We start from the raw sequence: 23,981 nt of genomic DNA on the forward strand, positions 1-23,981 counted from the left end.
CTTTAGAAATTAACATTCAGTCCAAAATTTAATCCCCATTGGAACTGGTTGAAAGACTGACTGTTTAATGGATTGATGTAATAATTTACCGCAGGTTCAACAAAAACATTAGTCTTTTTGTAGACACGATATTGAACCGTACTGCTCAAAGTCGAACCATAAACATAGTCATTGGCATTTATATTCTCTCCAATGGAGTGTCCATCTAAAGCCACGTTGTTAGAAATTAATTTACCTACAAAACCTCCTGTATTTAAGTTAATGCTGGCTTTATTTTTATTAAAAACAGAATACGAAACCTCAAGCGGCATTTCTACATATCTTAAATTCTGATCCAATTTACCAGTTTGCACGTTTTCATTTTTCAAAGCTTCTTTTGTGCTATTTGAAATAAAAAGATAACCTTGGCTTGACGGGTCTGCTGAAACAACGGGACTGTTATTACTATCGGCATTTAGAGTGCCAGGATTAAAAAAAGCATTGCTTTTGGCGCTTAAATATGATACATTGGCAACACTCTGTCCTAATTCACTAATTTTTAGCCCAGAACCTACGGCCCATTTTTTATTGATGCTATATTTTGTTTTTACTCCATAAGAATTAGACTGCTTAGAATCATTCACGTTACCTAAAGTTTTTTCGTTTCTAGTGTTTTCAGAACTCGCTACACCTGCAAAAACGGCAACTGCCCATTTTTCTTGTTTATTAAGCAATTTGTCTTTTTTCTCTTTTTCTTCTTTTTCCTTTTCTGGAGCTAAAATTCCTTTTTCTAAATTCTGAAGTTCAGCAAGTTGCATAGAGTCTGTTTTGCTCAAACCGTTAGTGATTTTCAGATCGTCTTTTATGATGACTGCTTTATCAGTTCGTTTATTCTCAGTTTTACCTAAAACGGCATTGTTTGAGTTAGATGCGTTACTTTGTGTAAAAGGGTTATTATTTACAGCATATCCCTGATTGGTGAAAGCTATATTTTTACTGTTTTTAGGAGTAAGCTGTTCTTCAAAAATAGAATTTGAAAGCTGTTTTTTTGCTGTCGAATTAAATTTACTTTGTTTTCCAAAAGCAATTCTTTCTTCGGAAATACCTTTATTTGAAGATCTTGTATTATTTTCTAAAATAGATTTTTTAGAAGATTTTACAATTGATTTTTCTTCTGATGAACCAGAGTTTTGATAAGCAACAGATTGGTTCGCCGTATTTGCTGGAACCACAACATTAGATTTAGAATCTCTTTTACTGGTTTTGTTCTCAGAGTTTATTTCCGCTACAGAAGTTTCTTGAACTTGAATTTGCGACTCACTATTGAACTGATTCTTTGGAGAATTTTCATTTAATGAATCTATTGCTTTGCCAGTATTTTTATTTCGATTTAAATCTTTTCCAGTATGAATGTTATTTGTTTTTTTGTCAATAACAACGCTGTTTGTATTGTTTTCTAAATTGCCGTTGTTGAGGTTTGTGTTTTCAGAAGAAGCAGTAAAATGTAAAATTGAAGGCAGAAGCAACCCTAATAATAAGCATGCAGCAGCCGACCACCAAAGAACAACTCTCTTCTTCTTTTTAGGTTTATCTAATTTTTCTTCAATCTGACTCCATAATTCTGGAGGCGGAACACTCGAAAAGTCTTCCATTGATGAAAAAATATCTTCTATTTTTTGCTTCTTCATGCTATCTTAAAATTTTTTATGCTCAAAATTCGCTTTTGTAATATATGTTTGGCGCGATTTAAATTTGATTTTGATGTTCCTTCGGAGATTTTCAATAGTTCGGCGATTTCTCGGTGTTTCATTTTCTCAAATACATACAAGTTAAAAACCGTTCGATATTGATCTGGTAAATCCCTAATATACTCCAGAAGCTTTTCCTGTTCGATCGGAATAGCTTCCAGTTCCTCTTCTTCAATAAAATCTGTATCGGGATCAAAAACATCTAAAAAGAAACTCTCCTTTTTCTTTTTGTTTAAGGTTTCAATGAGTTTGTTTATAAAGATTCGTTTTAACCATCCCTCAAAACTTCCTTCAAATTTATATTGGCTTATTTTCTGAAAGGCAATTACAAATGCTTCCTGAAAAACGTCTTTTGCATCATCTTCGTTTTTCATATATTTCAAACAAATACCATATAAAACAGGAGAGAACAACTGATAGATTTTCAGTTGTCCCTCTCTGTCATTTTTCATGCACAGTTTGATATATTTTTCTAACTCGTCTTTCAAGAAATGGTTCAAATTTGATTTTGCAAAAATAGTTTTAAATAGCTTACAAAACTATCTTTTAAAAATAGTTCGAGTACCGTCTTGACTGTTGCTTACAATTGTTAGGTTTTGATTGTCAAGGTTTTCTATTATGTAGGTTTTGCCTTCAAAGGTAATTAGATCATGTTCTGACTGATCAAAATATCCTTTTCCTTTTTCTATCTGATAAGCACTATTTCTAATCTCTACATTGTTTTTATAAGTAATAACCCTTCCGTCTTGGGTGAAAATAATTTTCTTAGTAAATCCGATTGTTTTTGGGGTAGCTACATAAGGATTATTGGAACCCCCAATAGATTTTTCCCAAGTCCAAGTATTTATAATTGATCCTGCAGCTTCTGTAGAAGTATTAACAGAAATCATTGATGTAAAAAGAAAGCAAATAATAAAAGATAAAAAGAGTTTCTTCATGATAGAATTGAATTATTTTAAACTTGTAATTTTTTCTTGAATTGTTTTTTTGAAAAGTTTTACCTCTGAACTTTGATCTTCAGTATCGTTATTGTCGATATAAACTTTAGTGGTACTTGCACCTTGACGAAGCTCAAAATAAATTCCGCCTTGATCTGCAGCATCTGGAGAACCATACGTTTTTGTTTGTCCTTTTAAAGCTAAAATTTCAGCAGGAACGCTTTTTAATAATGAAGTATATTCGCCTCTCTTAATTGTTGGAGTATATCTATATTGTCCAAAATCATATTGATTAGCACCAACGTTTAAGAATTTTAAAGTATTAAAATCGTTAATCTGATAGAATTTTTGGCAGTCAGAACTTAAACATTGGTTATTGAAACTTCCAATAATCATCGCGTCTGCAATTTCTATTGTTTTGTTAAAAATCATTCCTTTTGATGTTTTCGGAATCAAAACAAAATCATAAGGATAAGTAGGAGCTTGAGTTACGTTTTCACCTTCAGCAGGAGCTTTTTCGTAGTAATTAACAACGATCTCGCAATTGTTTTCTACAATCGAAGTAATTTTGATGGCATATCCGCTTGTAGGTTTAGCGCCTGCAAAAATTCCAACTAGATATTCTTTTGTAAAATCAATATTAGGGTCACTTGCAACTGGACAGTTGTTATCATGTTTCGTAAAAAACTCTTCCATTTTTTCTTGAGATACAATAACAACAGCAGCAGGATTATTAGGCATTGATTTTACATTATAATTACATGCGAACGGAAAGCCAGTAAAATTTACAACTGTATTAGCTCCACAATCTACATATTTATTTCCGTCATTGAGAGAACAAGCACTGAATCCAAAGGCTACAAACAAGCCAAGCATTAATTTTTTCATAATCATTTTAATAGGTTTATATCTTAGTAGATTATGGTTTTGAAAAAAGGTTGCGTTGAGGTTGAACTTTTTTCAAAAAAAATAAAATGTTGGTTTAGTTGGATTTGAAAATGAATTAGTGAAATTTCTATTTTAAAAACTAAGCACTACGTATTATTGCGTACTTTTACGTAAAATTAACTTAGTTATGTCTGATTATTTACCGTTTTTACTGGGCTTTGTTGTTGCACTTTTTATTGGAATCTACGTAGGGAGAATGCTTTCTGCGTCAAAATTTAATTCTGAAAAGGCTATTTCTGAAGAAAGATTGAATGCTTTAAATGGGCAATTGCAAATGTTGAAAGAGCAATTTGAAAACGAAAAAAATAATTTTCAGAAACAATTACAGTTGAGTATTTCCGAGAAAGAAAATATAAGGACCGAGAAAGACAGTCTTGCAATTCAGCTTTCTAAAAAAGAAGTAGATTTCGAAAATTTATGGGAACGCCATAAAGAGCAAAAAAGCGAAATCAACGAGCTTCAAGAAAAATTTACTAAAGAATTTGAAAATCTAGCCAACAAAATCCTGGAAGAAAAATCGGCTAAGTTTACCGAACAAAACACAGTGAACATGAAAAATATCCTGACGCCTTTGCAGGATAAAATTCTTGTTTTTGAACAAAAGGTTGAGCAAACTCATAAGGAAAGTATCGATTATCATGCAGCGCTTCGCCAGCAGATTATTGGTTTGAGCGAAATGAATGCACAAATGAGCAAAGAAACTTTAAATCTTACCAAAGCATTAAAAGGCGACAGTAAAATGCAGGGAAATTGGGGAGAATTGGTTTTGGAGCGTGTTCTAGAAAAATCAGGACTTGAAAAAGGAAGAGAATATGAAGTGCAGCAGAGTTTTACAAATAGTGAAGGAAGCCGTGTTTTGCCAGATGTGGTAATTAATCTTCCCGATGGTAAAAAAATGATTGTCGATTCTAAAGTTTCACTTTCGGCTTACGAAAAATGGGTAAACGAAGAATCGGAACTTTTAAAAATAGAATTTCTTAAAGAACATGTTCTTTCTATAAAAAGACATGTGGAGCAGTTAGGAAGTAAAAATTACCATGATTTATACCAAATGGAAAGTCCAGACTTTGTGTTGCTTTTTATTCCTATGGAACCTGCTTTTGCTATTGCTTTAAACGAAGATCCATCTTTATACACCAAAGCTTTTGACCGAAATATTGTTATTGTAACACCAAGCACACTTTTGGCTACTTTACGAACTATTGACAGTATGTGGGCCAATCAGAAACAGCAAGAAAATGCTTTAGAGATTGCAAGACAAGCAGGAGCTTTATATGATAAATTTGAAGGTTTTGTGTCTGATTTAGTCCGAATTGGAAATAAAATAAAAGATACCAAAACCGAATACGAAAGCGCCATGAATAAACTGGTTGACGGAAAAGGAAATCTGATTTCGAGCGTAGAAAGATTGAAAAAAATGGGAGCAAAAGCAAAGAAATCGCTTCCAGACAATATTATTGCAAGAGCGATTAATTCAGATGAAAATGAATTATTAAACTAAAAACAGAATACAACTAATCATAATTCCAAAAACAAAAACATGAGTACAGATTTTAAGCCCGTTTCATCATCAAAAGTTAGTATATCAGAATTAATGCTTCCTTCGCACACCAATTTTAGTGGAAAAATTCACGGAGGATATATTTTGTTATTATTAGATCAGATTGCGTTTGCATCGGCATCAAAATTTAGCGGAAATTATTGCGTAACGGCTTCTGTAGATACGGTAAACTTTTTAAAGCCAATTGAAGTAGGAGAGTTAGTGACGATGAAAGCTTCTGTAAATTATGTTGGAAGAAGTTCTATGATTGTGGGCATTCGCGTAGAAGCCGAAAACATTCAGACTGGCGTAATCAAACATTGTAATTCCTCGTATTTTACAATGGTTGCCAAAGATAAAGACGGAAAAAGCGTTCCGGTTCCAGGATTGATTTTATCCAATTTAGAAGAAGTGCGCCGTTTTAGAAAAGCAATAAAACATATTGAGGTTAGAAAAGAAGTAGAAGAACACGAAAAATTGACCAATATAAATTCGATTGAAGATCTAGCGAGTTTAGAAAAATATAATGTCCTTCTAGAAATCAGCTAAATTTTCTTATATTTATTTGATACACATTAAATAGTAGAAATTATGGTCAAGTTTGGATATACAATTTTATATGTTGAAAATGTCGAAGAATCTATTGCGTTTTATGAAAATGCTTTTGGGTTCTCGAGAAAATTTATCACGCCAGATGGCGATTATGGCGAATTAAGCACAGGAGAAACGACACTTTCATTTGCATCAAAAAAGCTGGCTTCTCAAAGTTTGAAAGACGGTTTTATTGAAAGCAGTTTAGAAAATAAGCCTTTTGCAATAGAAATTGGTTTCATTACAGATAATGTTCCAGAAGTTTTACAGAAAGCAACTTCTTTTGGTGCCGTTATAGTTTTAGAACCTGTAGAAAAACCTTGGGGACAAATTGTAGCTTATGCAAGAGATTTGAATGGATTTTTAATTGAAATTTGCACAGAGGTAAAAGGTTGATTTTATTGAAATGAATTATATACAACGAAAACCCTATGTTTTATTTTTAGCTATAATAGTCATTCTTTTAAGTTTTGGCTTTTACAGAGGAGATGAAACGCTCGATATTAATATTTCCGACACTTATTATGTCATTTCGTGGCAGTTTTTAATGATTCTTATTTCTTCCATCTATGGATTATTAACCTTAATTTATTTTTCATTAATAAAACTCAACTTCAATTTAATAAATTGGATGACTGTTTTACATGTTTTGGTAAGTATAATTGGGTTATTTGCAATTTTTACTTTGCCTCAATTGATGAAAGAAAATTTTCCGATTGATACCTCTTTTATATTGGATAATGCACGTTTTAATGATAGAATCAGGTATGGAATTGTGATTTCCATTATGATATTATTAAGTGTTCAAATTTTGTTTTTTGTGAATGTGATCTATTCTTTGGCAAGAGGAAGATCTTAATCATTTTGCTTTTCACATAATTCATTTCACAACAAAAAAAAATTCACAAATATTTAGCATTAATCTCAGAACTCGGCGTTGAGAAATTTCGTAACTTTAAGTGTAATTATTGGGTTACGGAATTTTTTCACTGAGTATTGCCGTTCTATTTTTCAGATTAATTAAAAGCTGAATTTTTTATTTTCTGTTGGTCAGAAGAAATGGAATGACATAATTGTTTAAATGTAGACGATTATGAAAACAACTACCTTACTTTTTTTACTTTTTACTGCTTTTTCTGTTATTGCCCAAGACAAATTTTTTACTAATACAGGGACAATTAATTTTGAAGCCTCCGTTCCTATGTTTGAGGAGATTAGAGCAGTAAATAGACAAGTTGCTATACTTTTAGAACCTAAAACAAGTACTTTTATCTGTACTGTTGTCATCAAAAATTTTCGTTTTAAATTGGATCTCATGCAAGAGCATTTCAATGAAAATTATATGCAAAGCGATCGTTATCCTAAAGCAGTATTTAAAGGAAAGATTGAAAAGTTTGATTTGAAAGATATTAATGAGGTTGAAAAGCAATATCAGATAAAGGGAAAATTGAATCTACGAGGCAAATCAAAAGAAATTATTGTGAATGCTTTGATTAAAAGAGTGCCGGAAGGAATTCAGGTTATTTCAGATTTCCCAATTGAAGTCTCCGATTTTAATATTCAGATTCCAACTCCTATAGCAGCCAAAATTTCAAAAACAGCTAATACAGAACTGACGGGCATTGTTCGAAGTGAAGATACTATGCTTACTTTAAAATAAAAATTATTTAATACAGCTGATCAGTGTTTTTTCTAAATCAGTAAACTGAAATTCGAAACCTGTTTTCTGAATTTTTTCTGAAGAAACACGTTGTCCAGTTAAAACTGCTATGCTCATTTCTCCCAATAAAATCTTTAGTACAAAAGGAGGAACATTAGGAAGCCAAATAGCATAATCAAACAATTTAGCGAATGTTTTAGAAAATCGGGCATTAGTTGTGTTGTCTGTTACACAAGCGTTGTAGGCGCCTTCTAGTTTTGTGTCTTCAATACTTTTTAAGTAAATCTGACATAAATCTTCAGCATGAATCCAAGGGAGATATTGTTTACCCGAACCCAATACCGCGCCAAAACCTGATTTAAAGGTCGGAATCATTTTTTTTATAAAACCTTCTTCTTTTCCAAAAACGATACCAGTTCGAATTTTGACAGTTCGAATGTTTAAAGAATTCATTTTATCAGCAGCATTTTCCCATTTTTGACAAGTAATGCCTAAAAAGTCATTTGCTGGAGGCGTGTCTTCGGTACAGATTTTATGACTGGTTACAGCACCATAAATACCAACAGCCGATGCAGAAACAAATGCGTCTAGTTTTTTATTGTTGTTTTCCAAAACCGAAAAAATCATTTCTATAGGTCTAATTCGGCTTTCAAGAATAGCTCTTTTTCGTCTTTTGGTCCATCTTTTTTCTACTATTCCTTCACCTGCAAGGTGAATAATGTAATCGGCATTTAGGATAGCATTTTTATCAATGTAATTTTTTTTGATATCCCATTTGTAATAAGTGACTCTTGGTGTATTTTCTCTATCAGATCGGCTCAAAACAGACACAGAAAATCCGGCTTCGATGAGAACATCTGTTAAATGTTTTCCAATGAAACCGCTTCCGCCTGTTAATAGAACATTTTGAGCCATAATAGTTTATAATATATTTAACAGTATATAGTGTTTAAGGATTAGTAAAGGTACTTAAACAATGTTTACCTTTATGGCAAATTCTAAATTTTAATAAAATGGCGACTAAAAAAAAGGTAATTACCAAAGATGATATCGTTTCAAAATATATGGAAGAGGTTTTAGAAAAAGGTCAAAAACCAAAATCGGTTTATCATTTTGCCAAAGAAAATGATTTTACAGAAGCCGAATTTTATGCTTTTTTTGGAACATTAGAAGGTTTAGAAAAAGAAATATTCCGACTGTTTTTTGAAAACACAGTTAATCTTCTTCATAAGAATGAGGAATATCAGGGATATGACATGAAGAATAAAATGCTGAGTTTTTATTTTACTTTTTTTGAAATCCTGACTGCCAACAGAAGCTATGTTTTGCAATCGCTTAAGATTGATAAAAATCCGATTAAAAATTTAGTTCAGTTAACTACGCTTCGAAATAGTTTTAAAGAATATGTTGCTGAAATCCTGACAGACGATTACAGATTGGAACAGGAAAGATTTCAAAAATTTCAAGAAAAAGCCATTCAGGAATCTTCTTGGGTGCAATTAATGATGACAATCAAATTTTGGATGGAAGACGAATCTCCGGCTTTCGAAAAGACAGATATTTTTATTGAAAAATCTGTTAATGCTTCATTCGAATTAATGAATGTTGCGCCAATGAATCATTTGATTGATTTCGGGAAATTTTTGTTTAAAGAAAAAGTATACAGCAGATAATGAAAACAATCGATTATATTCCAACCTCAAAAATAGAAAGAGCGGGAAAATTGGTTCAAACGGGTGCTAAAATCGGTGTAAACTATGTAAAACATTATGCCGAAAAAATGGTTAATCCAGATTTGAGCCGTGACAAACTAAACGAGAACAACGCCGAAGATATTTATGATGGACTAAAAAGCTTAAAAGGAAGTGCGCTTAAAGTCGCTCAAATGCTAAGCATGGATAAAAACTTTCTTCCGCAGGCTTATGTAGAAAAGTTTTCGTTATCGCAATTTTCTGTTCCGCCACTTTCTGCACCTTTGGTTTTAAAAACATTCAAAAGCAATTTTGGAAAAACGCCTTATGAAATTTTTGACGAATTCAATCCGAATTCGGTAAACGCAGCAAGTATTGGCCAAGTGCATTTGGCAAAAAAAGGCGACAAAAAACTGGCTGTTAAAATTCAATATCCAGGTGTTGCCAATAGCATTTCTTCTGATTTGGCTTTGGTGAAACCAATTGCAATTAGAATGTTTAATCTGCAGGGAAAAGATTCTGATAAATATTTCAAAGAAGTCGAAGACAAACTGATTGAAGAAACTAACTATTTGTTAGAATTACAACAAAGCCAAGAAGTTGTTAAGGCTTGCAGTAAGATTGAAAACATCACTTTTCCGAATTACTATCCAGAGTTTTCATCAGAGAAAATCATTACGATGGATTGGATGACTGGAATTCATCTTTCGGAGTTCACAGCAAAAAACACCGACCAAGAAGCAGGCGATAAACTAGGTCAGGCGCTTTGGGATTTTTATATGTATCAAATTCATGTTTTAAGAAAAGTGCATGCAGATCCGCATCCAGGGAATTTTTTGGTTGATGATCAAAACCAGTTAATCGCTTTAGATTTTGGCTGTATGAAACAAATTCCAGATGATTTCTACACTCCGTATTTTGAGTTGATTAATAAAAATGTCATTACAGACGAGAAGCTTTTCAATCAGAAATTATTCGAATTGGAGATTCTTCGTCCAGACGATACGCCTGCAGAAATAGAATATTTCACCGAAATGTTTCATGATTTGCTATCTCTCTTTACAAGACCTTTTCAAAACGAAACTTTCGATTTTGCCGATGAAGAATTCTTTAACGCAATTGCCCAATTAGGAAAACGCTTTTCGGAAGATACAAATCTCAAAAAAATGAACGGAAATCGTGGCTCTAAGCACTTTATTTATATGAATCGTACTTTCTTTGGTTTGTATAATTTAATGTTCGATTTGAAAGCGAAAATTGTGGTTGAGAATTATTTGAAATACTAATTAATTAGTTTCTTTTTGTTTCAGGTTTCAGGTTTCAAGTTGGCTGAACTTTACATATAGAGCTTTGTCAAAGTTTAAAACTTTGACAAAGTTTTTTTTTTGTTTAGTTTGTCATCCTGAGGAACGAAGGATCACACTCGCAAATCGACAAAGGTTAGCGACATTCTGCGCGGAGTTTCTAGTGTGATCCTTCGTTCCTCAGGATGACAAAAATGAGTATAAACCTGAAACCTGAAACCTGAAACTTGAAACAAAAACTTTATTTCAAAATCCCAGCCTTGTAAGTCGCAATCGCACGATCTCTTGCAAAAGCATGATCAACCATAGGCTCATTATAACCAAAATCAAATTCAGGAATCCATTTGCGGATATATTCTCCTTTTGGGTCAAATTTTTGCTGCTGAATTTCGGGATTAAAAACTCTGAAATAAGGCGCAGCATCACAACCCGTTCCTGCCGCCCATTGCCAGTTTCCTACATTTGAAGCTAATTCGAAATCTAGAAGTTTTTCTGCGAAATAAGCTTCGCCCCATTGCCAGTTAATGAGTAAATGTTTGCATAAAAAACTCGCTACCACCATACGCACGCGATTATGCATATAACCCGTTTCATTCAGCTGACGCATTCCAGCATCAACCATTGGATATCCTGTAGTTCCAGAACACCAGCGTTTGAAATCTTCTTCATTATTGCGCCATTGGATTCCGTCATAATTGGATTTGAAGTTATGATTGACACAATTCGGGAAACTAAAGAGAATCTGAATAAAGAATTCTCTCCAGATTAATTCGCTTAAAAAAGTTTGATTTTTTCGGTTTGCCCAGTTTACTAATTTTCTAATGCTAACAGTACCAAAACGTAAATGTGGTGAAAGATAAGAAGTGCTGTCCAAAGCTGGAAAATCTCTCGTTTCTTTGTAATTGGCTATTTGTGTTAAGTTATGTGGTTTTACTTTTATGGAACTTCTGTCAAAACCAATTTCTTTTAAATCAGGAAAGTTAAATTGGTTTTTTGCAAAATTAGATTGAAAAGGCTTGATATCATATTCAGGAGCAGAACCCGAAAAATGGTATTTCTCTAGCCATTTGTTTTTATAAGGCGTGTAAACGGTATATGGAAGTCCGTCTGCTTTTGTGATCTCTTTTTCTTCGAAAATTACATGATCTTTAAAAGAAAAAGATTTAATATGGTTTTCTTTTAATAACGCAGTTATGATTGTATCACGCTTGATGGCAAACGGTTCATAATCTTTATTAAAGAAAACGCTTTGAATATCAAATTCTTCAATTAACGATTTCCAAACATCTGTAGTTTTTCCTTTTTTGATTAAGATGGAAGAATCTAGTTTGTTTAATTCTGCGTTTGTTTTTTGAAGTGAATCATAAATGAAAGTTACTCTAGCATCATTTTTTGGAAGATGTTCCAGAATATCATCGTCGAAAATAAAAAGAGGAACAACAGGGAAATCTGATTGCAAGGCATGAAATAGTCCTGTGTTATCTTCTAAACGCAAATCGCGTCTAAACCAGAATAAAGTAACTTTTTGTTTTGTCATTTTTGAGGATATTTTTTTGCCACAGATTAAAGGATTAAAAAGATTCTAATCTGTGAAATCTATGGCTTATTTTTTAGAATTAAACAATTCTTCAATTTTATTAAATCTATAGTCGAAAATACTTTTCAGTTTATTTTTTACGACTAAAAGATTCATGATTCTGCCTAGAATTCCAAATGGGAGAGCGTAATGAACAACGTCTGTCATTTTGGTTCCTCCATCTGGTGTTGGTTCAAAGAAATGTTTGTGATGCCATAGTTTATAAGGCCCGAATTGCTGAATGTCTACAAAATATTCGTTTTCTTGACAAGCTGTAATTTCGGTAACCCAAGAAATTTTGATTCCGAAAAGCTGTTTTAAAGTGTAGGTAATAATTTGTCCGTGATACATACGCTTTCCGTCGTAATCCTGAATTTGGAAATTCATATTATCGAGTGTAATAGTTTGAAGGTTTTTTGGACTTGAGAAAAAATCCCAGCACTCTTCTACGCTAGCATTGATATGTTGTACGGTTACTATTTTGTATAATTTCATAATCAAATTGTTCTTGAAAAATGCTCAAATGATGCTACATTTTATAATATTTAAATGGCACGAACAACATTCCGAAACATTCTCCTTTTTCTTTTTGTAAATGTTTGTGGTGTATTTTATGAGCTTTTCTAAGTCCGATGAGGTATTTGTTTTTGGTGTTTTTAAACCATTTAAATCGCTGATGAATTAAAACATCGTGAATTAAAAAATAACAAGCGCCATAGAGTGTAATGCCACATGCAATAAAAAACAGATAATTAAATCCGCCCTCGACGCCAAAGTAGAATAAAATAATACTCGGAGTGGCAAAAATGACGAAGAAAATATCGTTGCGTTCAAAAGCGTTTTCGTATTTCGGCTTATGATGATCGGCATGAAAATACCACATAAAACCATGCATAACATATTTATGCGTTAGCCATGTCACACATTCCATAAATAGAAAAACGCCTAAAAAGATTAGAAAAGAAATCATTTTGTAATGTTGATGTTTTAAAATTATCGTTTTATTGTTTTTGAGTTTAGCTTTAGATTATAAAAGATTGACTCAAAAAGATTCACTATTTGGTTTTAAGTCTGCGATTCTTTCAATCTTGTCATTTCGACGAAGAAGACTCGAGCGATAGCGAACTGGCGAAGCAAATCTTCGTAAGTAGCTCCTCAACAGTATGCCAATCTTTGTAGAGTTTCTTGCGCTCCTTCGACTTCGCTCAGGATGACAAACTATATGATTTTATACCAACTTCAATTTATAAGTTACAAAAGATTGCGCCAAAAGCCCAGCTTTTGTATAATTAGAAACTCGAATCCGAGCATTTCCAATTTCGTAATATGGTGTGTTTTTTAACTTTTTTAATAGTTTTTTATAATAAACATAAGCGGTATAAACTCCAAATTTGGCTTCGATAGGCAACTTTACAATTCCTTGATAGGCAATTCTAAAATCTTCTTCAATTTCTTTTATAATCTGGTTTTTTGAATCTTCATTAAAGTTATTCAAGTTTATGCCTGGGAAATAAGAACGGTTTAAGATCGTGTTATCGTCTTTCAAATCCCTAAGAAAATTTACTTTCTGAAAAGCCGACCCTAAACGCATGGCTTCGTATTTCAGTTGTTCGTATTTGTGCTCTTTTCCAGTTACAAAAACTTTTAGGCACATTAAACCCACAACATCGGCAGAACCATAAATGTAATCGATGTACTCGGTTTGTGTTTGGTAATTCGATTTTATGAGATCCATTTTCATGCTTTTTAAAAATGCCTGAACCAAATCGTCTGTAATATTATATTCTTTGACAGTTTGTTGGAAAGAATTCAAAATAGGATTTAAGCTAATGCCTAATTCCATAGCTTTATAATATTCTTTTTCAAAATCTTCAATCAAGTATTCTTTTTCGTAGCCGTGAAATGAATCTACAATTTCATCGGCAAAACGTACAAATCCGTAAATACTGTAAATAGCATCACGAATACTTGGCGAAAGCATTTTTACAGCAAGAGAAAATGAAGTGCTGTAATTTTTGGTAACCAATTTGCTGCATTTGAAAGAAACGGCGTCGAATAGTGATTTCATTTTTAAGATCTAAAAGATTTTTGAATTAATTCAGCTGCTAGTTTTCCTGAAATTAAAGCAGGCGGAACACCTGGACCAGGAACGGTTAATTGTCCTGTAAAATATAGATTTCTGACTTTTTTGCTTTTTAATTTTGGTCTCAAAAAAGCCGTTTGCAATAAAGTATTGGCCATTCCGTAAGCATTTCCTTTGTAGGCATTATAATCGGCAACAAAGTCGTTTTTACAGAATGATCTCTTAAAGATAATGTTATTTTTAATTTTTTGCTGGGTAAGTTCTTCAAAACGAGAAATGATTTTTTCAAAATATTCTTCTCTCAGTTCTTCCGTATCTTCGATTCCAGGTGCAAGCGGAATCAAGAAAAATCCAGATTCCATTCCGTCTGGCGCCGCAGTTTTATCTGTTTTAGATGGAAAGTTAGCGTAGAACAACGGGGCTTCTGGCCACTTCGGTTGATCATAAATAGCTGCTGCGTGCTGATTGAAATCGACATCAAAAAACAAAGCATGATGCGAAATGTTTTCTATTTTTTTATTAAAACCAATAAAAAATAGGAGAGAAGAAGGTGCAAAAACCCTGTTTTCCCAATATTTTTCAGAATACATTCTGTGTTCGCTGTCAAGTAAAGTCTCAGAATGCTGATAATCGGCACCACTTAAAACAATATCTGCTTTTAAAGTCTCGCCATTAATTACGATTCCGGTTGCAGTTTTATTCTCAACAATAATTTTTTCTATTGGTGAATTGGTTTTAATCGTCACGCCAAGTTCCAAAGCCAGTTTTTCGATTCCCCGAATAACATCAAACATTCCCGTTTTTGGATGCCAAGTTCCGAGACCGAAATCGGCATAATTCATAAAATTATAGAATGAAGGGGTTTTTTTCGGTTTTGCTCCGAGAAATAAAACGGGAAACTCCAAAATCTGGATCAGTCTTTCGTTTTTGAAATTTTTGCGAATATCAGCACTTACATTCTTGAAAAATTGATCAAGCTTTAATGCAGTTTCTTTAGTGATTAACTCGAGAGGAGAAATTCCAGGACGATAAACTAAATTTTTAATCGCGATATCATAATTGCTTTTGGCTTGGTTAATAAAGTTTTGCAGTTTTTGACCGCTTCCTTTTTCTATGGTTTCAAAAGTGCATTTTATTTCTTCTAAATTGTCGTAGATACTGATAAAATCATTGATCCCAAAATAAACCCTATAAGCAGGATTTAATTTTATCAGTTCATAATAATCAGAAGGTTTTTTATTGAAATCCTGAAAAAAGCGTTCAAACACATCTGGCATCCAATACCAGCTTGGTCCCATATCAAAAGTAAAACCATCTTCTTTAAATTGTCTTGCGCGCCCGCCAATTGTATTGTTTTTTTCGTAAACAGTAACCGTGTTTCCTTGTTGAGCAAGGTAACATGCGGCTGCTAAAGAAGAGAAGCCTGAGCCTATTATTTGGATAGTTTTCTTCATTTGTTTAACAAATATAAGAAAAACTTAAACAAAAATAAATTAAAGCATGTTAATAGTTTCTTCCATAGAATCGAAAATGCGGATTCTGTCGCTAAGGACTTTTTGGTCAATGTGTTCGACCATTTTACCCATAAGCCAGATCTCGTTGTTTTCCTGCAATAATTTCTGTCCCATCGATTTAACATATTGATTGATTACGCTTCTGTCTGGCTGAACAGTCATAAAAGAAATAAACGTAATATTCTCAAAGTGTTTGGTTAAATCCTGAAGGTTTTCAATCGGCATGCTTTCTCCAAGATAAATGGTTTTGTAACCTTTATCAAGGATTTCATATTGCAAGTACAATAATCCGATCTGGTGAATTTCGTTTAACGGAAGTGATAAAACAAAAATGCGGTCGGTTTTGATTGGTTTTCTAATCTGAAGGCTTTCGGTGTAAATTAAGATTTTCTGCTTTATTAAATGACTCATAAAATGTTCATTAGCAGGGGTAATAGTTTCAGATTGCCACAATAATCCAAGCTCTTTTAAAAGAGGCAGAAAATGTTCTTTAAAAACTTCTTTAAATGTTTTTTCAGTAATAAGCCAATCGAATGTGTTAAAGAATAACTCCTGATCAAAGTTCATCATCGCCATCTTAAAAGAGGTGATAGCGTAGTTTTGAGAGTTTTTCTTTGAGATTATTTCGCGTACCAGTTGTGGTATCTTTTCTTCAGGATATGTTGCGATTTTAGAAATCTTGTAGCCGTACTCGTGCAGTAACGTAATATTTAAAAGTTTCTGCAGATTATGAAGGTTGTAAAATCTAATATTAGTATCGGTTCGCATTGGTTCAAGGATGTTGTATCTCTTTTCCCAGATGCGTATGGTATGCGCTTTTATTCCAGATAAGTTCTCAAGATCTTTAATACTGAAAACAGTTTTAATATTGTTTATCATTTTTCGCGATTAAGTCAACAAATGTAAAATAAAATCTTAGATTCGACCTTAAAACTACATTAAAAAGATAGAGGATTAGAGGTTTACGTATTTAAAATATATTTTTTACCTAAAATCAGGTATATAATTTTTAAGAAATATATTACTTTGATAAAAAAGAACGGTCTGCATATTTTTGATATGCAGACCGTTTTTAATTTTTTGGTGTTGTTATTTACAAAAAGTGGCTTTGTTTTTTATAGCACTCTGACTTCCAAGCTCAATTGCTTTGCTGAAATCTTTGCAAGAGTTTTTCTTATCGCCAATTTTGTTGTAAGCCAAACCTCTTAGGTTGTAGGCAACGTAATCTTTCGGGTTTAAACCTAAAGAAGCTGTACAGTCGTCAATTGTGCCTTGATAGTCTTGTAATTTGTAATTCACATTGGCTCTACCTGTAAAAGCGTCGGCATTCATGTTGTCAAGTTCGATCGTTTTGCTAAAGTCGGCTTGAGCTCCTTTTAAGTCGTTTAGTTTGAATTTTGCGACACCGCGATTCTGGTAAGCTTCGACAAATTTAGAATTCATGCTAATGGCTTTCGTGTAATCGGCAATTGCGCCTTTGGTGTTGCCAGCTTCAGCTTTTTTTATAGCTTTGTCAAAATAGCCAGTTGCAGATTGTGCCCAGATAGAGCAAGACATCATGATAAGTGATGCTAATAGTAGGTTTTTCATAAAACTAATTTGGGATTAGTGATTTAATTATTTCCCCACGAATTTATGAAAGTTTTTATTTTGTAAGAGATTTTCTTTTTTAAATATTGGTTAGGAAAAAAATGTGCTTTGAGATTTTGAGCATTAAACCGTGTTTTAGCGATTGTATTTTCTAGTGGTTACTTTGTTTTCATGATTCTCAATTTCTATAAAAACATATTTTTTAGTGGCTTTTTTTATTTTTACAACCTGATTTAGTTCGCTAACCATGCAGTCAATTACTTTTGATTGATTTAGATTTTCTATGAAATTGTCTTTCTTCTTTTCTATATCATAGAGCATCAAAGAATCGTAGCCTTTTGCATATAAAAGAAGCTCTGGATTCTTAAAACTGTCTACAATAAATCCTGATTTTATTGTTTTGCCATTTTGTTTTTCAATTAGTTTAAAATCATGTGGATTTCCGCTTCCAAATGAATTTACAAAAGCGAAATATTTATTGTAGTCTGCGCCAATATATCCTAGATTTTTATGAGGCGCTCCATATCCCATAATGTTTAATGTGTCGATAGTTTTGTCTCCTCTTTTTAAATTTAAACACATTTCAATGGGGCTGTTTTTGTCTTCCTGAAAATATTTAAATTCTAAGCTGTATCCATTGCTTAATTTGGTTTCGTAATCATAAGGATTGTATTTATTAAGGTATTCAATAGTTGTTGTGTCTCTTTCTGGCGTTGCCTTTTTCTTGTCTGGTTGAGAATTGTTTTTGGCAGTAATGATATTAGTTGCTTTTTTTTCGTTGCTTTTTATCTTTTCTTGGCAGGAGAAAAAAAGAAGGAGAAATATAGAAAATAGTAATGCTTTGGTTTTCATAGGCGCTTAATTAATTGCAATTAAGCTAATGTAGTTTATTTTATCATTGATTATATAGATATAAATTCTAATAGGAATAATTCTAAAACAAAAAAGGCCAAGTAAAATAATTACTTGACCTTTTGTGACCCGACTGGGGCTCGAACCCAGGACCCCATCATTAAAAGTGATGTGCTCTACCGACTGAGCTATCGAGTCTTCATTTCTTCAATGAGGGTGCAAATATAAGGACTTATTTTAGCTTAACAAGCCTTTTTTTAATGAATTTTTGAATAAAATTTAATTGTTGTTGTAAGTGTTTGTTTTGTAGTGAAATATGTTTTTATATTTTATGAAGACTTCAATACTAAAAAAGAAAAGTTTTAGAAAGATTTGGGTTTTTTTAATTTGTTGGATATTTTTTAAACTCACTGATTAAGCGGAAGGAAATTATTTTACCTCAAAAATAGTTTTATATTAGCTGTATAAACTGTGTTATTTTTCTTTTCGAAATAGAGAAGAATTGAAGGTTATGTAAGTAATGTGAATTTTATAATATTAGTCATCGAATGAATAGATTCTTAATGCCTCTAATTTTTGTAGTAAGTTTGGTTAGTTGTCAAAACTCAAAAAAAGAAATATATGTTGCGCTCGAAATATTTGATAATTCTTTAGATTCATTAATTGTTGGGAAAGTTTATGATGAACCCAAAATTTTGATTTTTCAGGGGGATACTTTGTGTGGTAATCCTAAAGAGATTAATGAAACTTGTTATCAAATTGTTGGATCTGATTCTATAAAAGTAGATGCCAATTGCCATATTTATAAGTTTAAAAATAATCAATTAGTAATCAATTCAAGTGAAAACTTTCTTGGAGAAAAATTTGTGCAAAAGTTTATTTATTTTAAAGATAAGATTGATAATAGATTGGTTGATGATTTAAGGAAAGTTAAATCGGATACAGTTTACTTCGGTTGTCTTAAGAAATATGATGAAATGGGGAATGTTGTAAAAAAAGTAACTAACAGTACTTGGAGAGAGATTCAAAAAGGTGGAACAGTAGTCATTAATGAAAATCGCATTCTGGAAGTTTCCAATTATAATAGCAATAATAAAGTAACTATATGGCGAAAAGAATACTTCAATAAACAATATAATGTAGGTAGCTTAAAGAATGCAGATGTAGAAAGAATTGCTTCAAGTAAGTCTAATGGCTTGGATGAAGCTAATTATTCATATAAAAAGGATAAGCATGGAAATTGGGTAGTTAAAAAAAGTGATAGAAAAGAAAATCCAGATGTATATTATAGAGAAATAATCTATTAAAGCGTTTATAATTATTTAAATTTTTAATCAGGCTTTAATAGAAATTAATTCAATAAGAATGAAGTAAAATAAAAAAGCCTATTTTATCACAAAATAGGCTTTTTTATTTTAGTGACCATGGAGGGATTTGAACCCTCACGCCCTTACGAGCACCACCCCCTCAAGATGGCGAGTCTACCGTTTCTCCACATGGCCTAAAAAGAAAAAAGGTCGAGTAAAATAAATTACCCGACCTTTGTGACCCGACTGGGGCTCGAACCCAGGACCCCATCATTAAAAGTGATGTGCTCTACCGACTGAGCTATCGAGTCATTGCTTTCAAGAAATTTAATTTGTTAATCACAAAATTTGTGACCCGACTGGGGCTCGAACCCAGGACCCCATCATTAAAAGTGATGTGCTCTACCGACTGAGCTATCGAGTCATTTAATTTCTTGAATGCGGGTGCAAATATAAGGAGTTTTTTTTGAAGTTTCCAAGCTATTTTATCATAAATTTGTCTTTTTTTTGGAAAAATCTCCAATTGCTTAGTTTATAAGGTTTTATTAATATGAAAAAAATTGTACTGTTAGGTTACATGGGTTGCGGAAAGTCAACAATTGCCCAAAATTTGTCAAAAATTACAAATATTCCGTTCTTAGATTTGGATAAATGTATCGAGGAAAGAGCAAATTTATCCATAAATGAGATTTTTGAAAAGCATGGAGAAGTGTATTTTCGAAAATTAGAGCACGAAATGTTTGTAGAATTACTGCAATCTTCTGAAAATAATATTATCGGATTAGGTGGAGGAACTCCATGTTATGCCAATAATCATGAATTATTAAAAGGAGATGATGTTGTATCTGTATATTTAAAAGCATCTATTGATACTTTATATAATAGATTGGTGCATAATAAAAGCAAACGTCCTTTGATTGCCAATATGGATGAGGAGGAAATGAAAGAGTTTATTGCGAAACATTTATTCGACAGAAGTTATTATTACAATCAGGCAAAACATAAAGTTTCGGTAGATGATAAATCTGTCGAAGAAACGGTTCAGGATATTTTAGAAATCTTAGCTTAAAAAAGCATAATCGCCATTTTCTGAATTGAAAACTACTTGAACATGCTCTAATAAAGAAGTTGAAAGTGAAATTCCTTTAAAATCTGCCTTTACAGGATATTTTTTGTGATTTCGGTCAACAAGTACTGCTGTTTTGAATTTTTTAAGTGGAACGTCTAAGAAATGACGAACAGCATATATTAATGTAGTGCCCGAGTTTAAGACATCATCAACCAGAACAAGTCCTTTGTTTTTGTATTCTTCAGGAGTTAATGAAGTGCGTATCGCTTCTTGCGGATTTTGTTTGTTTATTTTGACTTCGCAGATAGAAACTTTTAAAGTAGATATACTGCTAAGTGCCGAAGCTACTTTTTCGGCAAAAACAAATCCGTTAGAAGCAATTCCGGCAATAACAACTTCATCTTCGTCTACAAAAGTCTCGTAAATTTGGTAAGCGATACGTTTTATTTTATGTTCGATTTCCTGATGGGTTAGAATAATATTGTTACTCATGGTGTATTTTTTTGCTAAGATAATTAATTTAAAATCTAATCCCGAAACCTCAAAATAAATTGCAAATTCCAATTGTTGAGGGAAGTTTGTTTTTATTTTAACTGTTTTGAAATTTGATTGCTTTTTTGGAATTTGGGATTAAAAAAAGTGAAATTTTAAAAAAGGGATTTATTCAGTTTCCTCTTCTTCGTCATCGTAAATTTCGTCTCCGTAATCATCAATGTCTCTTCGGTCTTTTTTAGTTGGACGTCCGGTACCGCTTCTTCTATAATGTTCTTTAGATAGTTTTAATAGCTCTAAATGTGCATAAGCTTCTGGCGGAGTTTCATTTTTTCGGTAAATATCAACCAACTTTGCTCCAACACGACTTTGCGGAATATCTAAAACCGTTATAATTTGCGTAATCTGATCTTTTCTAAAAGTAATTCGGTCCGTAGGAAAAACTTCTTTTGATGGTTTTGCAATCTGCCCATTTACAGTGATCTGATTCTTTTTGCAAGCTTCAGTAACCATGTTTCTGGTCTTGTAATAACGAACGCACCACAAGTATTTATCTATTCTCATAATTTTTCTAAAATCCAAGTTAAATTCTTTACAAAAATAAATCAATATTGTATCTTGCGCACCTAAAAAAATGATAATAATGAATAAATTTAAATATTATTTTGTTTTGTTACTTGTTGGCCTTGCCATCGTTTCTTGTAATAAAAAGGATGATGATGAAGTAGTAGTTGTTCCTTTGAAAGATTATCAAGAACAATTTAATATTGATAATGCTAACATTGAAGAGTATTTAAAAACAAATTATATTACTGTGACAGAAAATATGGATGTAACAATTTCGGCCATAACCGATCCTGCTACACAACCATCTATAATGTCCTATTTAAATAGTTCTACTTTTCCAAAATTGCTTTTAAGAAATATTGATTTGCATGGCATAACTTATAAAATGTATTATCTGGTTTTAAGAGAAGGTACTGGTGTTGCTCCAATGAATACCGATGGCGTTTTAACTGCGTACAGAGGGGAATATTTGAAACGTGTTGACGCGACAGCTACAGAACCAGAACATTTAACGACTACATTGTTTGATCAGATTGTATATCCACAAGATATTTTGGATTTATATGGTGTTATAATGGGGTGGAGTGAGATTTATCCTCAGTTTAAAACGGGAACCACAACTTATAATGGTGATGGGACTCCTAATTATCAAGATTTTGGAGCAGGTGTTTTATTTGTGCCTTCTGGGCTAGGATACTATGCTTCACCTCCAGCTTCAAGCATTATTCCAATTTATTCGCCTTTGATCTTTAGTTTTAAACTTTATGATATCAAAAGATTGGATCATGAGAATAATGGTTATTCTAATGGTGTTTTGATAACAAATCCAGATGGTGTGTTCGATTATCAGGAAGATATAAATGGAGATGGGTATGTTAGAGATTATAGAAATACAACTTTATATCCAAATGCTCCTGTTAATCCAGATGATACTGACGGGGATGGAATTCCAGATTTTTTAGATCAAGATGATGATGGGGATGGATATCTTACAAGAATTGAAATTACAAAACCTAGCGATCAGGTGGGTTGGGGAACACTAGATGGAAATCCATTTAATTTTGGATTGAGATTGTATTATCCTTGGGATCCAATGACCGATAATCCTGCTACCCCAAATGTTGATGAAACTGAACCGAGAGGAATTCCAAGAAGGCCAACAGGAGATCTTACTTATCCTGATAATGATCCTGCTCATCCAAATCCAGAATCAATAACAAACCCTCGTAAGTTTGTTCCTGAAGATTATACAGCTCCAGGACGATTAAGAATTCATTTAGATAAAAGTTATCCTTATCAAAAGAAATAAAAAAAGAATTTAAAATATATAAAGCCTCGGAATTTTCATTTCGAGGCTTTTATTTTTGAAAAAAGAAATAACTTCTAAAAGGGGATTAGAATTGAATCTGTATTGTAGTTATTTATCCTTAGAACTGGGAAAAAATGGCTCTTCTATTTTCAAAAAGAATAAAGCAAATAAAAAACCTCGAAATGTGAATTCCGAGGTTTTTTATAAAGTAAGAAAGTTTAAGAATTACTTTCTTTTGATTACTCTTTCTACAGCTTCAACAATCGCTTGGTTGTTTAATTTGTATTTTTCCATTAATTGCTCTGGAGTTCCAGATTCTCCAAAACTATCTTTTACTGCTACAAATTCTTGTGGAGTTGGATTGTTTAATGCTAATACTCCAGAAACACTTTCTCCAAGACCTCCTAGGTAGTTGTGCTCTTCTGCAGTAACTACACATCTTGTTTTAGCAACCGATTTAAGAATTGCTTCTTCGTCAAGAGGTTTGATGGTATGGATGTTGATTACTTCCGCAGAAATTCCTTTTTCTTCTAATTTTTCAGCAGCAATAAGAGCTTCCCAAACTAAGTGTCCTGTTGCGATAATAGTAACATCTGTTCCTTCGTTTAATAAAATTGCTTTTCCAATTACGAATGGCTCGTCTGCAGGAGTAAAGTTAGCTACTACTGGACGTCCGAAACGTAAGTAAGCAGGACCATGGTGGTCTGCTAGTGCAATAGTTGCAGCTTTAGTCTGGTTGTAATCGCATGTGTTGATTACTGTCATTCCTGGTAACATTTTCATTAAACCAATATCTTCTAAGATTTGGTGAGTTGCACCGTCTTCTCCTAAAGTTAAACCAGCGTGAGAAGCACAGATTTTTACGTTTTTATCTGAATAAGCAACAGACTGACGAATTTGATCGTAAACTCTTCCTGTAGAGAAGTTAGCGAAAGTTCCTGTAAAAGGAATTTTTCCTCCAATTGTTAAACCTGCAGCAATTCCAATCATGTTAGCCTCAGCAATTCCGATTTGGAAAAAACGCTCTGGGTGATTTTTCTTGAAATCATCAAATTTTAATGATCCAATTAAGTCAGCACATAATGCTACAACATTTTCGTTTTTTTGACCTAGTTCAGTCATTCCCGCTCCAAAACCAGAACGAGTATCTTTACTTCCTGTATTTTCGTATTTTTTCATTTTATTTCTTTTGAGGTACTAAGCTTCTAAGTGACTAAGTTTCT

General features: G+C 32.6%; 26 protein-coding genes and 4 tRNA genes. 10 read left to right on the forward strand and 20 right to left on the reverse strand.

Features of this window, described 5'->3' with window-relative positions; translation table 11 throughout:
- Nucleotides 1-2: 2 nt before the first annotated feature.
- The 4 genes from LPB248_RS15845 to LPB248_RS15860 all read right to left on the reverse strand — a co-directional run bounded on the left by LPB248_RS15845 (nucleotide 3) and on the right by LPB248_RS15860 (nucleotide 3,553).
- Nucleotides 3-1,667 carry a hypothetical protein gene (locus LPB248_RS15845; RefSeq protein WP_177212286.1) on the reverse strand — a complete coding sequence of 555 codons (1,665 nt, stop codon included), beginning with the start codon at nucleotides 1,665-1,667 and terminating at the stop codon, nucleotides 3-5.
- Complete coding sequence (locus LPB248_RS15850) at nucleotides 1,664-2,179, reverse strand: RNA polymerase sigma factor (RefSeq protein ID WP_239452918.1); 516 nt, start codon at nucleotides 2,177-2,179, stop codon at nucleotides 1,664-1,666. The genes LPB248_RS15845 and LPB248_RS15850 overlap by 4 nt, the downstream gene beginning before the upstream one ends.
- 87 nt (nucleotides 2,180-2,266) lie before the next feature.
- Nucleotides 2,267-2,617, reverse strand: coding sequence for a hypothetical protein (locus tag LPB248_RS15855; RefSeq protein WP_255462958.1), 351 nt, complete (start codon nucleotides 2,615-2,617; stop codon nucleotides 2,267-2,269).
- 60 nt (nucleotides 2,618-2,677) lie between these two features.
- Nucleotides 2,678-3,553: a protease complex subunit PrcB family protein gene (locus tag LPB248_RS15860; RefSeq protein ID WP_177212288.1), complete on the reverse strand. Its 876-nt coding sequence runs from the start codon at nucleotides 3,551-3,553 to the stop codon at nucleotides 2,678-2,680.
- Between the two features lie 187 nt (nucleotides 3,554-3,740).
- Between LPB248_RS15860 and rmuC the strand changes: the two genes are divergently transcribed.
- The 5 genes from rmuC (at nucleotide 3,741) to LPB248_RS15885 (ending at nucleotide 7,404) form a co-directional block, all read left to right on the forward strand.
- Entirely contained in the window at nucleotides 3,741-5,114 is a 1,374-nt protein-coding gene (gene rmuC, locus LPB248_RS15865) for a DNA recombination protein RmuC (protein WP_177212289.1), read from the forward strand.
- Between the two features lie 39 nt (nucleotides 5,115-5,153).
- Nucleotides 5,154-5,702, forward strand: a complete 549-nt coding sequence (locus LPB248_RS15870; protein ID WP_177212290.1) for an acyl-CoA thioesterase — start codon at nucleotides 5,154-5,156, stop codon at nucleotides 5,700-5,702.
- Nucleotides 5,703-5,744: 42 nt separating this feature from the next.
- Nucleotides 5,745-6,140 carry a VOC family protein gene (locus LPB248_RS15875; protein ID WP_177212291.1) on the forward strand — a complete coding sequence of 132 codons (396 nt, stop codon included), beginning with the start codon at nucleotides 5,745-5,747 and terminating at the stop codon, nucleotides 6,138-6,140.
- Between the two features lie 235 nt (nucleotides 6,141-6,375).
- Nucleotides 6,376-6,603 (forward strand): hypothetical protein, encoded by a 228-nt coding sequence (locus LPB248_RS15880; protein ID WP_177212292.1) that lies wholly within the window; start codon nucleotides 6,376-6,378, stop codon nucleotides 6,601-6,603.
- A gap of 234 nt (nucleotides 6,604-6,837) precedes the next feature.
- The gene (locus LPB248_RS15885; protein WP_177212293.1) at nucleotides 6,838-7,404 is read left to right on the forward strand and encodes a YceI family protein; all 567 of its coding nucleotides are present in this window, start codon (nucleotides 6,838-6,840) and stop codon (nucleotides 7,402-7,404) included.
- A 3-nt stretch (nucleotides 7,405-7,407) separates the two neighbouring features.
- On the opposite strand, the gene LPB248_RS15890 is transcribed toward LPB248_RS15885, so the two are convergent.
- Nucleotides 7,408-8,319, reverse strand: a complete 912-nt coding sequence (locus LPB248_RS15890; RefSeq protein ID WP_177212294.1) for a TIGR01777 family oxidoreductase — start codon at nucleotides 8,317-8,319, stop codon at nucleotides 7,408-7,410.
- Nucleotides 8,320-8,417: 98 nt separating this feature from the next.
- On the opposite strand from LPB248_RS15890, the gene LPB248_RS15895 reads away from it, so the two are divergent.
- Both LPB248_RS15895 and LPB248_RS15900 read left to right on the forward strand, forming a co-directional pair.
- On the forward strand, nucleotides 8,418-9,077 hold the full coding sequence (locus LPB248_RS15895; protein WP_177212295.1) for a TetR family transcriptional regulator C-terminal domain-containing protein: 660 nt from the start codon (nucleotides 8,418-8,420) through the stop codon (nucleotides 9,075-9,077).
- Nucleotides 9,077-10,381: an ABC1 kinase family protein gene (locus LPB248_RS15900; RefSeq protein WP_177212296.1), complete on the forward strand. Its 1,305-nt coding sequence runs from the start codon at nucleotides 9,077-9,079 to the stop codon at nucleotides 10,379-10,381. The genes LPB248_RS15895 and LPB248_RS15900 overlap by 1 nt, the downstream gene beginning before the upstream one ends.
- 259 nt (nucleotides 10,382-10,640) lie before the next feature.
- Here the strand turns inward: LPB248_RS15900 and LPB248_RS15905 are convergent, their stop codons facing one another.
- The 9 genes from LPB248_RS15905 to LPB248_RS15945 form a co-directional block, all read right to left on the reverse strand.
- Nucleotides 10,641-11,936 (reverse strand): cryptochrome/photolyase family protein, encoded by a 1,296-nt coding sequence (locus LPB248_RS15905; protein WP_177212297.1) that lies wholly within the window; start codon nucleotides 11,934-11,936, stop codon nucleotides 10,641-10,643.
- Nucleotides 11,937-12,002: 66 nt separating this feature from the next.
- Complete coding sequence (locus LPB248_RS15910; protein WP_177212298.1) at nucleotides 12,003-12,470, reverse strand: SRPBCC family protein; 468 nt, start codon at nucleotides 12,468-12,470, stop codon at nucleotides 12,003-12,005.
- 34 nt (nucleotides 12,471-12,504) lie between these two features.
- Nucleotides 12,505-12,945 carry a sterol desaturase family protein gene (locus LPB248_RS15915; RefSeq protein WP_177212299.1) on the reverse strand — a complete coding sequence of 147 codons (441 nt, stop codon included), beginning with the start codon at nucleotides 12,943-12,945 and terminating at the stop codon, nucleotides 12,505-12,507.
- A 258-nt stretch (nucleotides 12,946-13,203) separates the two neighbouring features.
- Nucleotides 13,204-14,043: a phytoene/squalene synthase family protein gene (locus LPB248_RS15920; RefSeq protein WP_177212300.1), complete on the reverse strand. Its 840-nt coding sequence runs from the start codon at nucleotides 14,041-14,043 to the stop codon at nucleotides 13,204-13,206.
- Between the two features lie 2 nt (nucleotides 14,044-14,045).
- Nucleotides 14,046-15,512, reverse strand: coding sequence for a phytoene desaturase family protein (locus tag LPB248_RS15925; protein ID WP_177212301.1), 1,467 nt, complete (start codon nucleotides 15,510-15,512; stop codon nucleotides 14,046-14,048).
- Nucleotides 15,513-15,551: 39 nt separating this feature from the next.
- The gene (locus LPB248_RS15930) at nucleotides 15,552-16,451 is read right to left on the reverse strand and encodes a MerR family transcriptional regulator (protein WP_177212302.1); all 900 of its coding nucleotides are present in this window, start codon (nucleotides 16,449-16,451) and stop codon (nucleotides 15,552-15,554) included.
- Nucleotides 16,452-16,661: 210 nt separating this feature from the next.
- Entirely contained in the window at nucleotides 16,662-17,162 is a 501-nt protein-coding gene (locus LPB248_RS15935) for a tetratricopeptide repeat protein (RefSeq protein WP_255462959.1), read from the reverse strand.
- 135 nt (nucleotides 17,163-17,297) lie between these two features.
- A complete protein-coding gene (locus LPB248_RS15940; protein ID WP_177212303.1) occupies nucleotides 17,298-18,014 on the reverse strand; it encodes a hypothetical protein in 717 nt (238 codons plus the stop codon).
- Between the two features lie 125 nt (nucleotides 18,015-18,139).
- A tRNA-Lys gene (locus LPB248_RS15945) sits at nucleotides 18,140-18,212 on the reverse strand.
- A 350-nt stretch (nucleotides 18,213-18,562) separates the two neighbouring features.
- Between LPB248_RS15945 and LPB248_RS15950 the strand changes: the two genes are divergently transcribed.
- Nucleotides 18,563-19,321 carry a hypothetical protein gene (locus tag LPB248_RS15950; RefSeq protein ID WP_177212304.1) on the forward strand — a complete coding sequence of 253 codons (759 nt, stop codon included), beginning with the start codon at nucleotides 18,563-18,565 and terminating at the stop codon, nucleotides 19,319-19,321.
- 112 nt (nucleotides 19,322-19,433) lie between these two features.
- Here the strand turns inward: LPB248_RS15950 and LPB248_RS15955 are convergent.
- The 3 genes from LPB248_RS15955 to LPB248_RS15965 form a co-directional block, all read right to left on the reverse strand.
- A tRNA-Leu gene (locus LPB248_RS15955) sits at nucleotides 19,434-19,516 on the reverse strand.
- A 43-nt stretch (nucleotides 19,517-19,559) separates the two neighbouring features.
- Nucleotides 19,560-19,632, reverse strand: a tRNA-Lys gene (locus LPB248_RS15960).
- A gap of 40 nt (nucleotides 19,633-19,672) precedes the next feature.
- A tRNA-Lys gene (locus tag LPB248_RS15965) sits at nucleotides 19,673-19,745 on the reverse strand.
- A gap of 126 nt (nucleotides 19,746-19,871) precedes the next feature.
- Here LPB248_RS15965 and LPB248_RS15970 point away from each other — a divergent pair.
- Entirely contained in the window at nucleotides 19,872-20,390 is a 519-nt protein-coding gene (locus LPB248_RS15970; RefSeq protein WP_177212305.1) for a shikimate kinase, read from the forward strand.
- Here LPB248_RS15970 and LPB248_RS15975 read toward each other — a convergent pair.
- Nucleotides 20,382-20,882 carry a phosphoribosyltransferase domain-containing protein gene (locus LPB248_RS15975; RefSeq protein WP_177212306.1) on the reverse strand — a complete coding sequence of 167 codons (501 nt, stop codon included), beginning with the start codon at nucleotides 20,880-20,882 and terminating at the stop codon, nucleotides 20,382-20,384. The two genes, LPB248_RS15970 and LPB248_RS15975, sit on opposite strands and share 9 nt — an antisense overlap.
- A 168-nt stretch (nucleotides 20,883-21,050) precedes the next feature.
- Nucleotides 21,051-21,446 (reverse strand): RNA-binding S4 domain-containing protein, encoded by a 396-nt coding sequence (locus LPB248_RS15980; RefSeq protein ID WP_177212307.1) that lies wholly within the window; start codon nucleotides 21,444-21,446, stop codon nucleotides 21,051-21,053.
- 79 nt (nucleotides 21,447-21,525) lie between these two features.
- Between LPB248_RS15980 and LPB248_RS15985 the strand changes: the two genes are divergently transcribed.
- Entirely contained in the window at nucleotides 21,526-22,758 is a 1,233-nt protein-coding gene (locus LPB248_RS15985) for an FKBP-type peptidyl-prolyl cis-trans isomerase (RefSeq protein WP_177212308.1), read from the forward strand.
- A 225-nt stretch (nucleotides 22,759-22,983) separates the two neighbouring features.
- On the opposite strand, the gene LPB248_RS15990 is transcribed toward LPB248_RS15985, so the two are convergent.
- Nucleotides 22,984-23,937, reverse strand: a complete 954-nt coding sequence (locus LPB248_RS15990; protein WP_177212309.1) for a transketolase family protein — start codon at nucleotides 23,935-23,937, stop codon at nucleotides 22,984-22,986.
- Nucleotides 23,938-23,981: the final 44 nt, after the last annotated feature.

This window comes from Flavobacterium sp. LPB0248 (genome assembly GCF_013388355.1).
GTDB lineage: Bacteria > Bacteroidota > Bacteroidia > Flavobacteriales > Flavobacteriaceae > Flavobacterium.

Bases quoted from the DNA above. Each gene is read 5' to 3' on its own strand.
- LPB248_RS15845 (WP_177212286.1), bottom strand. From the start codon at position 1,667: ATGAAGAAGCAAAAAATAGAAGATATTTTTTCATCAATGGAAGACTTT.
- LPB248_RS15850 (WP_239452918.1), bottom strand. From the start codon at position 2,179: ATGAAAAATGACAGAGAGGGACAACTGAAAATCTATCAGTTGTTCTCT.
- LPB248_RS15855 (WP_255462958.1), bottom strand. From the start codon at position 2,617: ATGATTTCTGTTAATACTTCTACAGAAGCTGCAGGATCAATTATAAAT.
- LPB248_RS15860 (WP_177212288.1), bottom strand. From the start codon at position 3,553: ATGAAAAAATTAATGCTTGGCTTGTTTGTAGCCTTTGGATTCAGTGCT.
- rmuC (WP_177212289.1), top strand. From the start codon at position 3,741: ATGTCTGATTATTTACCGTTTTTACTGGGCTTTGTTGTTGCACTTTTT.
- LPB248_RS15870 (WP_177212290.1), top strand. From the start codon at position 5,154: ATGAGTACAGATTTTAAGCCCGTTTCATCATCAAAAGTTAGTATATCA.
- LPB248_RS15875 (WP_177212291.1), top strand. From the start codon at position 5,745: ATGGTCAAGTTTGGATATACAATTTTATATGTTGAAAATGTCGAAGAA.
- LPB248_RS15880 (WP_177212292.1), top strand. From the start codon at position 6,376: ATGACTGTTTTACATGTTTTGGTAAGTATAATTGGGTTATTTGCAATT.
- LPB248_RS15885 (WP_177212293.1), top strand. From the start codon at position 6,838: ATGAAAACAACTACCTTACTTTTTTTACTTTTTACTGCTTTTTCTGTT.
- LPB248_RS15890 (WP_177212294.1), bottom strand. From the start codon at position 8,319: ATGGCTCAAAATGTTCTATTAACAGGCGGAAGCGGTTTCATTGGAAAA.
- LPB248_RS15895 (WP_177212295.1), top strand. From the start codon at position 8,418: ATGGCGACTAAAAAAAAGGTAATTACCAAAGATGATATCGTTTCAAAA.
- LPB248_RS15900 (WP_177212296.1), top strand. From the start codon at position 9,077: ATGAAAACAATCGATTATATTCCAACCTCAAAAATAGAAAGAGCGGGA.
- LPB248_RS15905 (WP_177212297.1), bottom strand. From the start codon at position 11,936: ATGACAAAACAAAAAGTTACTTTATTCTGGTTTAGACGCGATTTGCGT.
- LPB248_RS15910 (WP_177212298.1), bottom strand. From the start codon at position 12,470: ATGAAATTATACAAAATAGTAACCGTACAACATATCAATGCTAGCGTA.
- LPB248_RS15915 (WP_177212299.1), bottom strand. From the start codon at position 12,945: ATGATTTCTTTTCTAATCTTTTTAGGCGTTTTTCTATTTATGGAATGT.
- LPB248_RS15920 (WP_177212300.1), bottom strand. From the start codon at position 14,043: ATGAAATCACTATTCGACGCCGTTTCTTTCAAATGCAGCAAATTGGTT.
- LPB248_RS15925 (WP_177212301.1), bottom strand. From the start codon at position 15,512: ATGAAGAAAACTATCCAAATAATAGGCTCAGGCTTCTCTTCTTTAGCA.
- LPB248_RS15930 (WP_177212302.1), bottom strand. From the start codon at position 16,451: ATGATAAACAATATTAAAACTGTTTTCAGTATTAAAGATCTTGAGAAC.
- LPB248_RS15935 (WP_255462959.1), bottom strand. From the start codon at position 17,162: ATGAAAAACCTACTATTAGCATCACTTATCATGATGTCTTGCTCTATC.
- LPB248_RS15940 (WP_177212303.1), bottom strand. From the start codon at position 18,014: ATGAAAACCAAAGCATTACTATTTTCTATATTTCTCCTTCTTTTTTTC.
- LPB248_RS15950 (WP_177212304.1), top strand. From the start codon at position 18,563: ATGAATAGATTCTTAATGCCTCTAATTTTTGTAGTAAGTTTGGTTAGT.
- LPB248_RS15970 (WP_177212305.1), top strand. From the start codon at position 19,872: ATGAAAAAAATTGTACTGTTAGGTTACATGGGTTGCGGAAAGTCAACA.
- LPB248_RS15975 (WP_177212306.1), bottom strand. From the start codon at position 20,882: ATGAGTAACAATATTATTCTAACCCATCAGGAAATCGAACATAAAATA.
- LPB248_RS15980 (WP_177212307.1), bottom strand. From the start codon at position 21,446: ATGAGAATAGATAAATACTTGTGGTGCGTTCGTTATTACAAGACCAGA.
- LPB248_RS15985 (WP_177212308.1), top strand. From the start codon at position 21,526: ATGAATAAATTTAAATATTATTTTGTTTTGTTACTTGTTGGCCTTGCC.
- LPB248_RS15990 (WP_177212309.1), bottom strand. From the start codon at position 23,937: ATGAAAAAATACGAAAATACAGGAAGTAAAGATACTCGTTCTGGTTTT.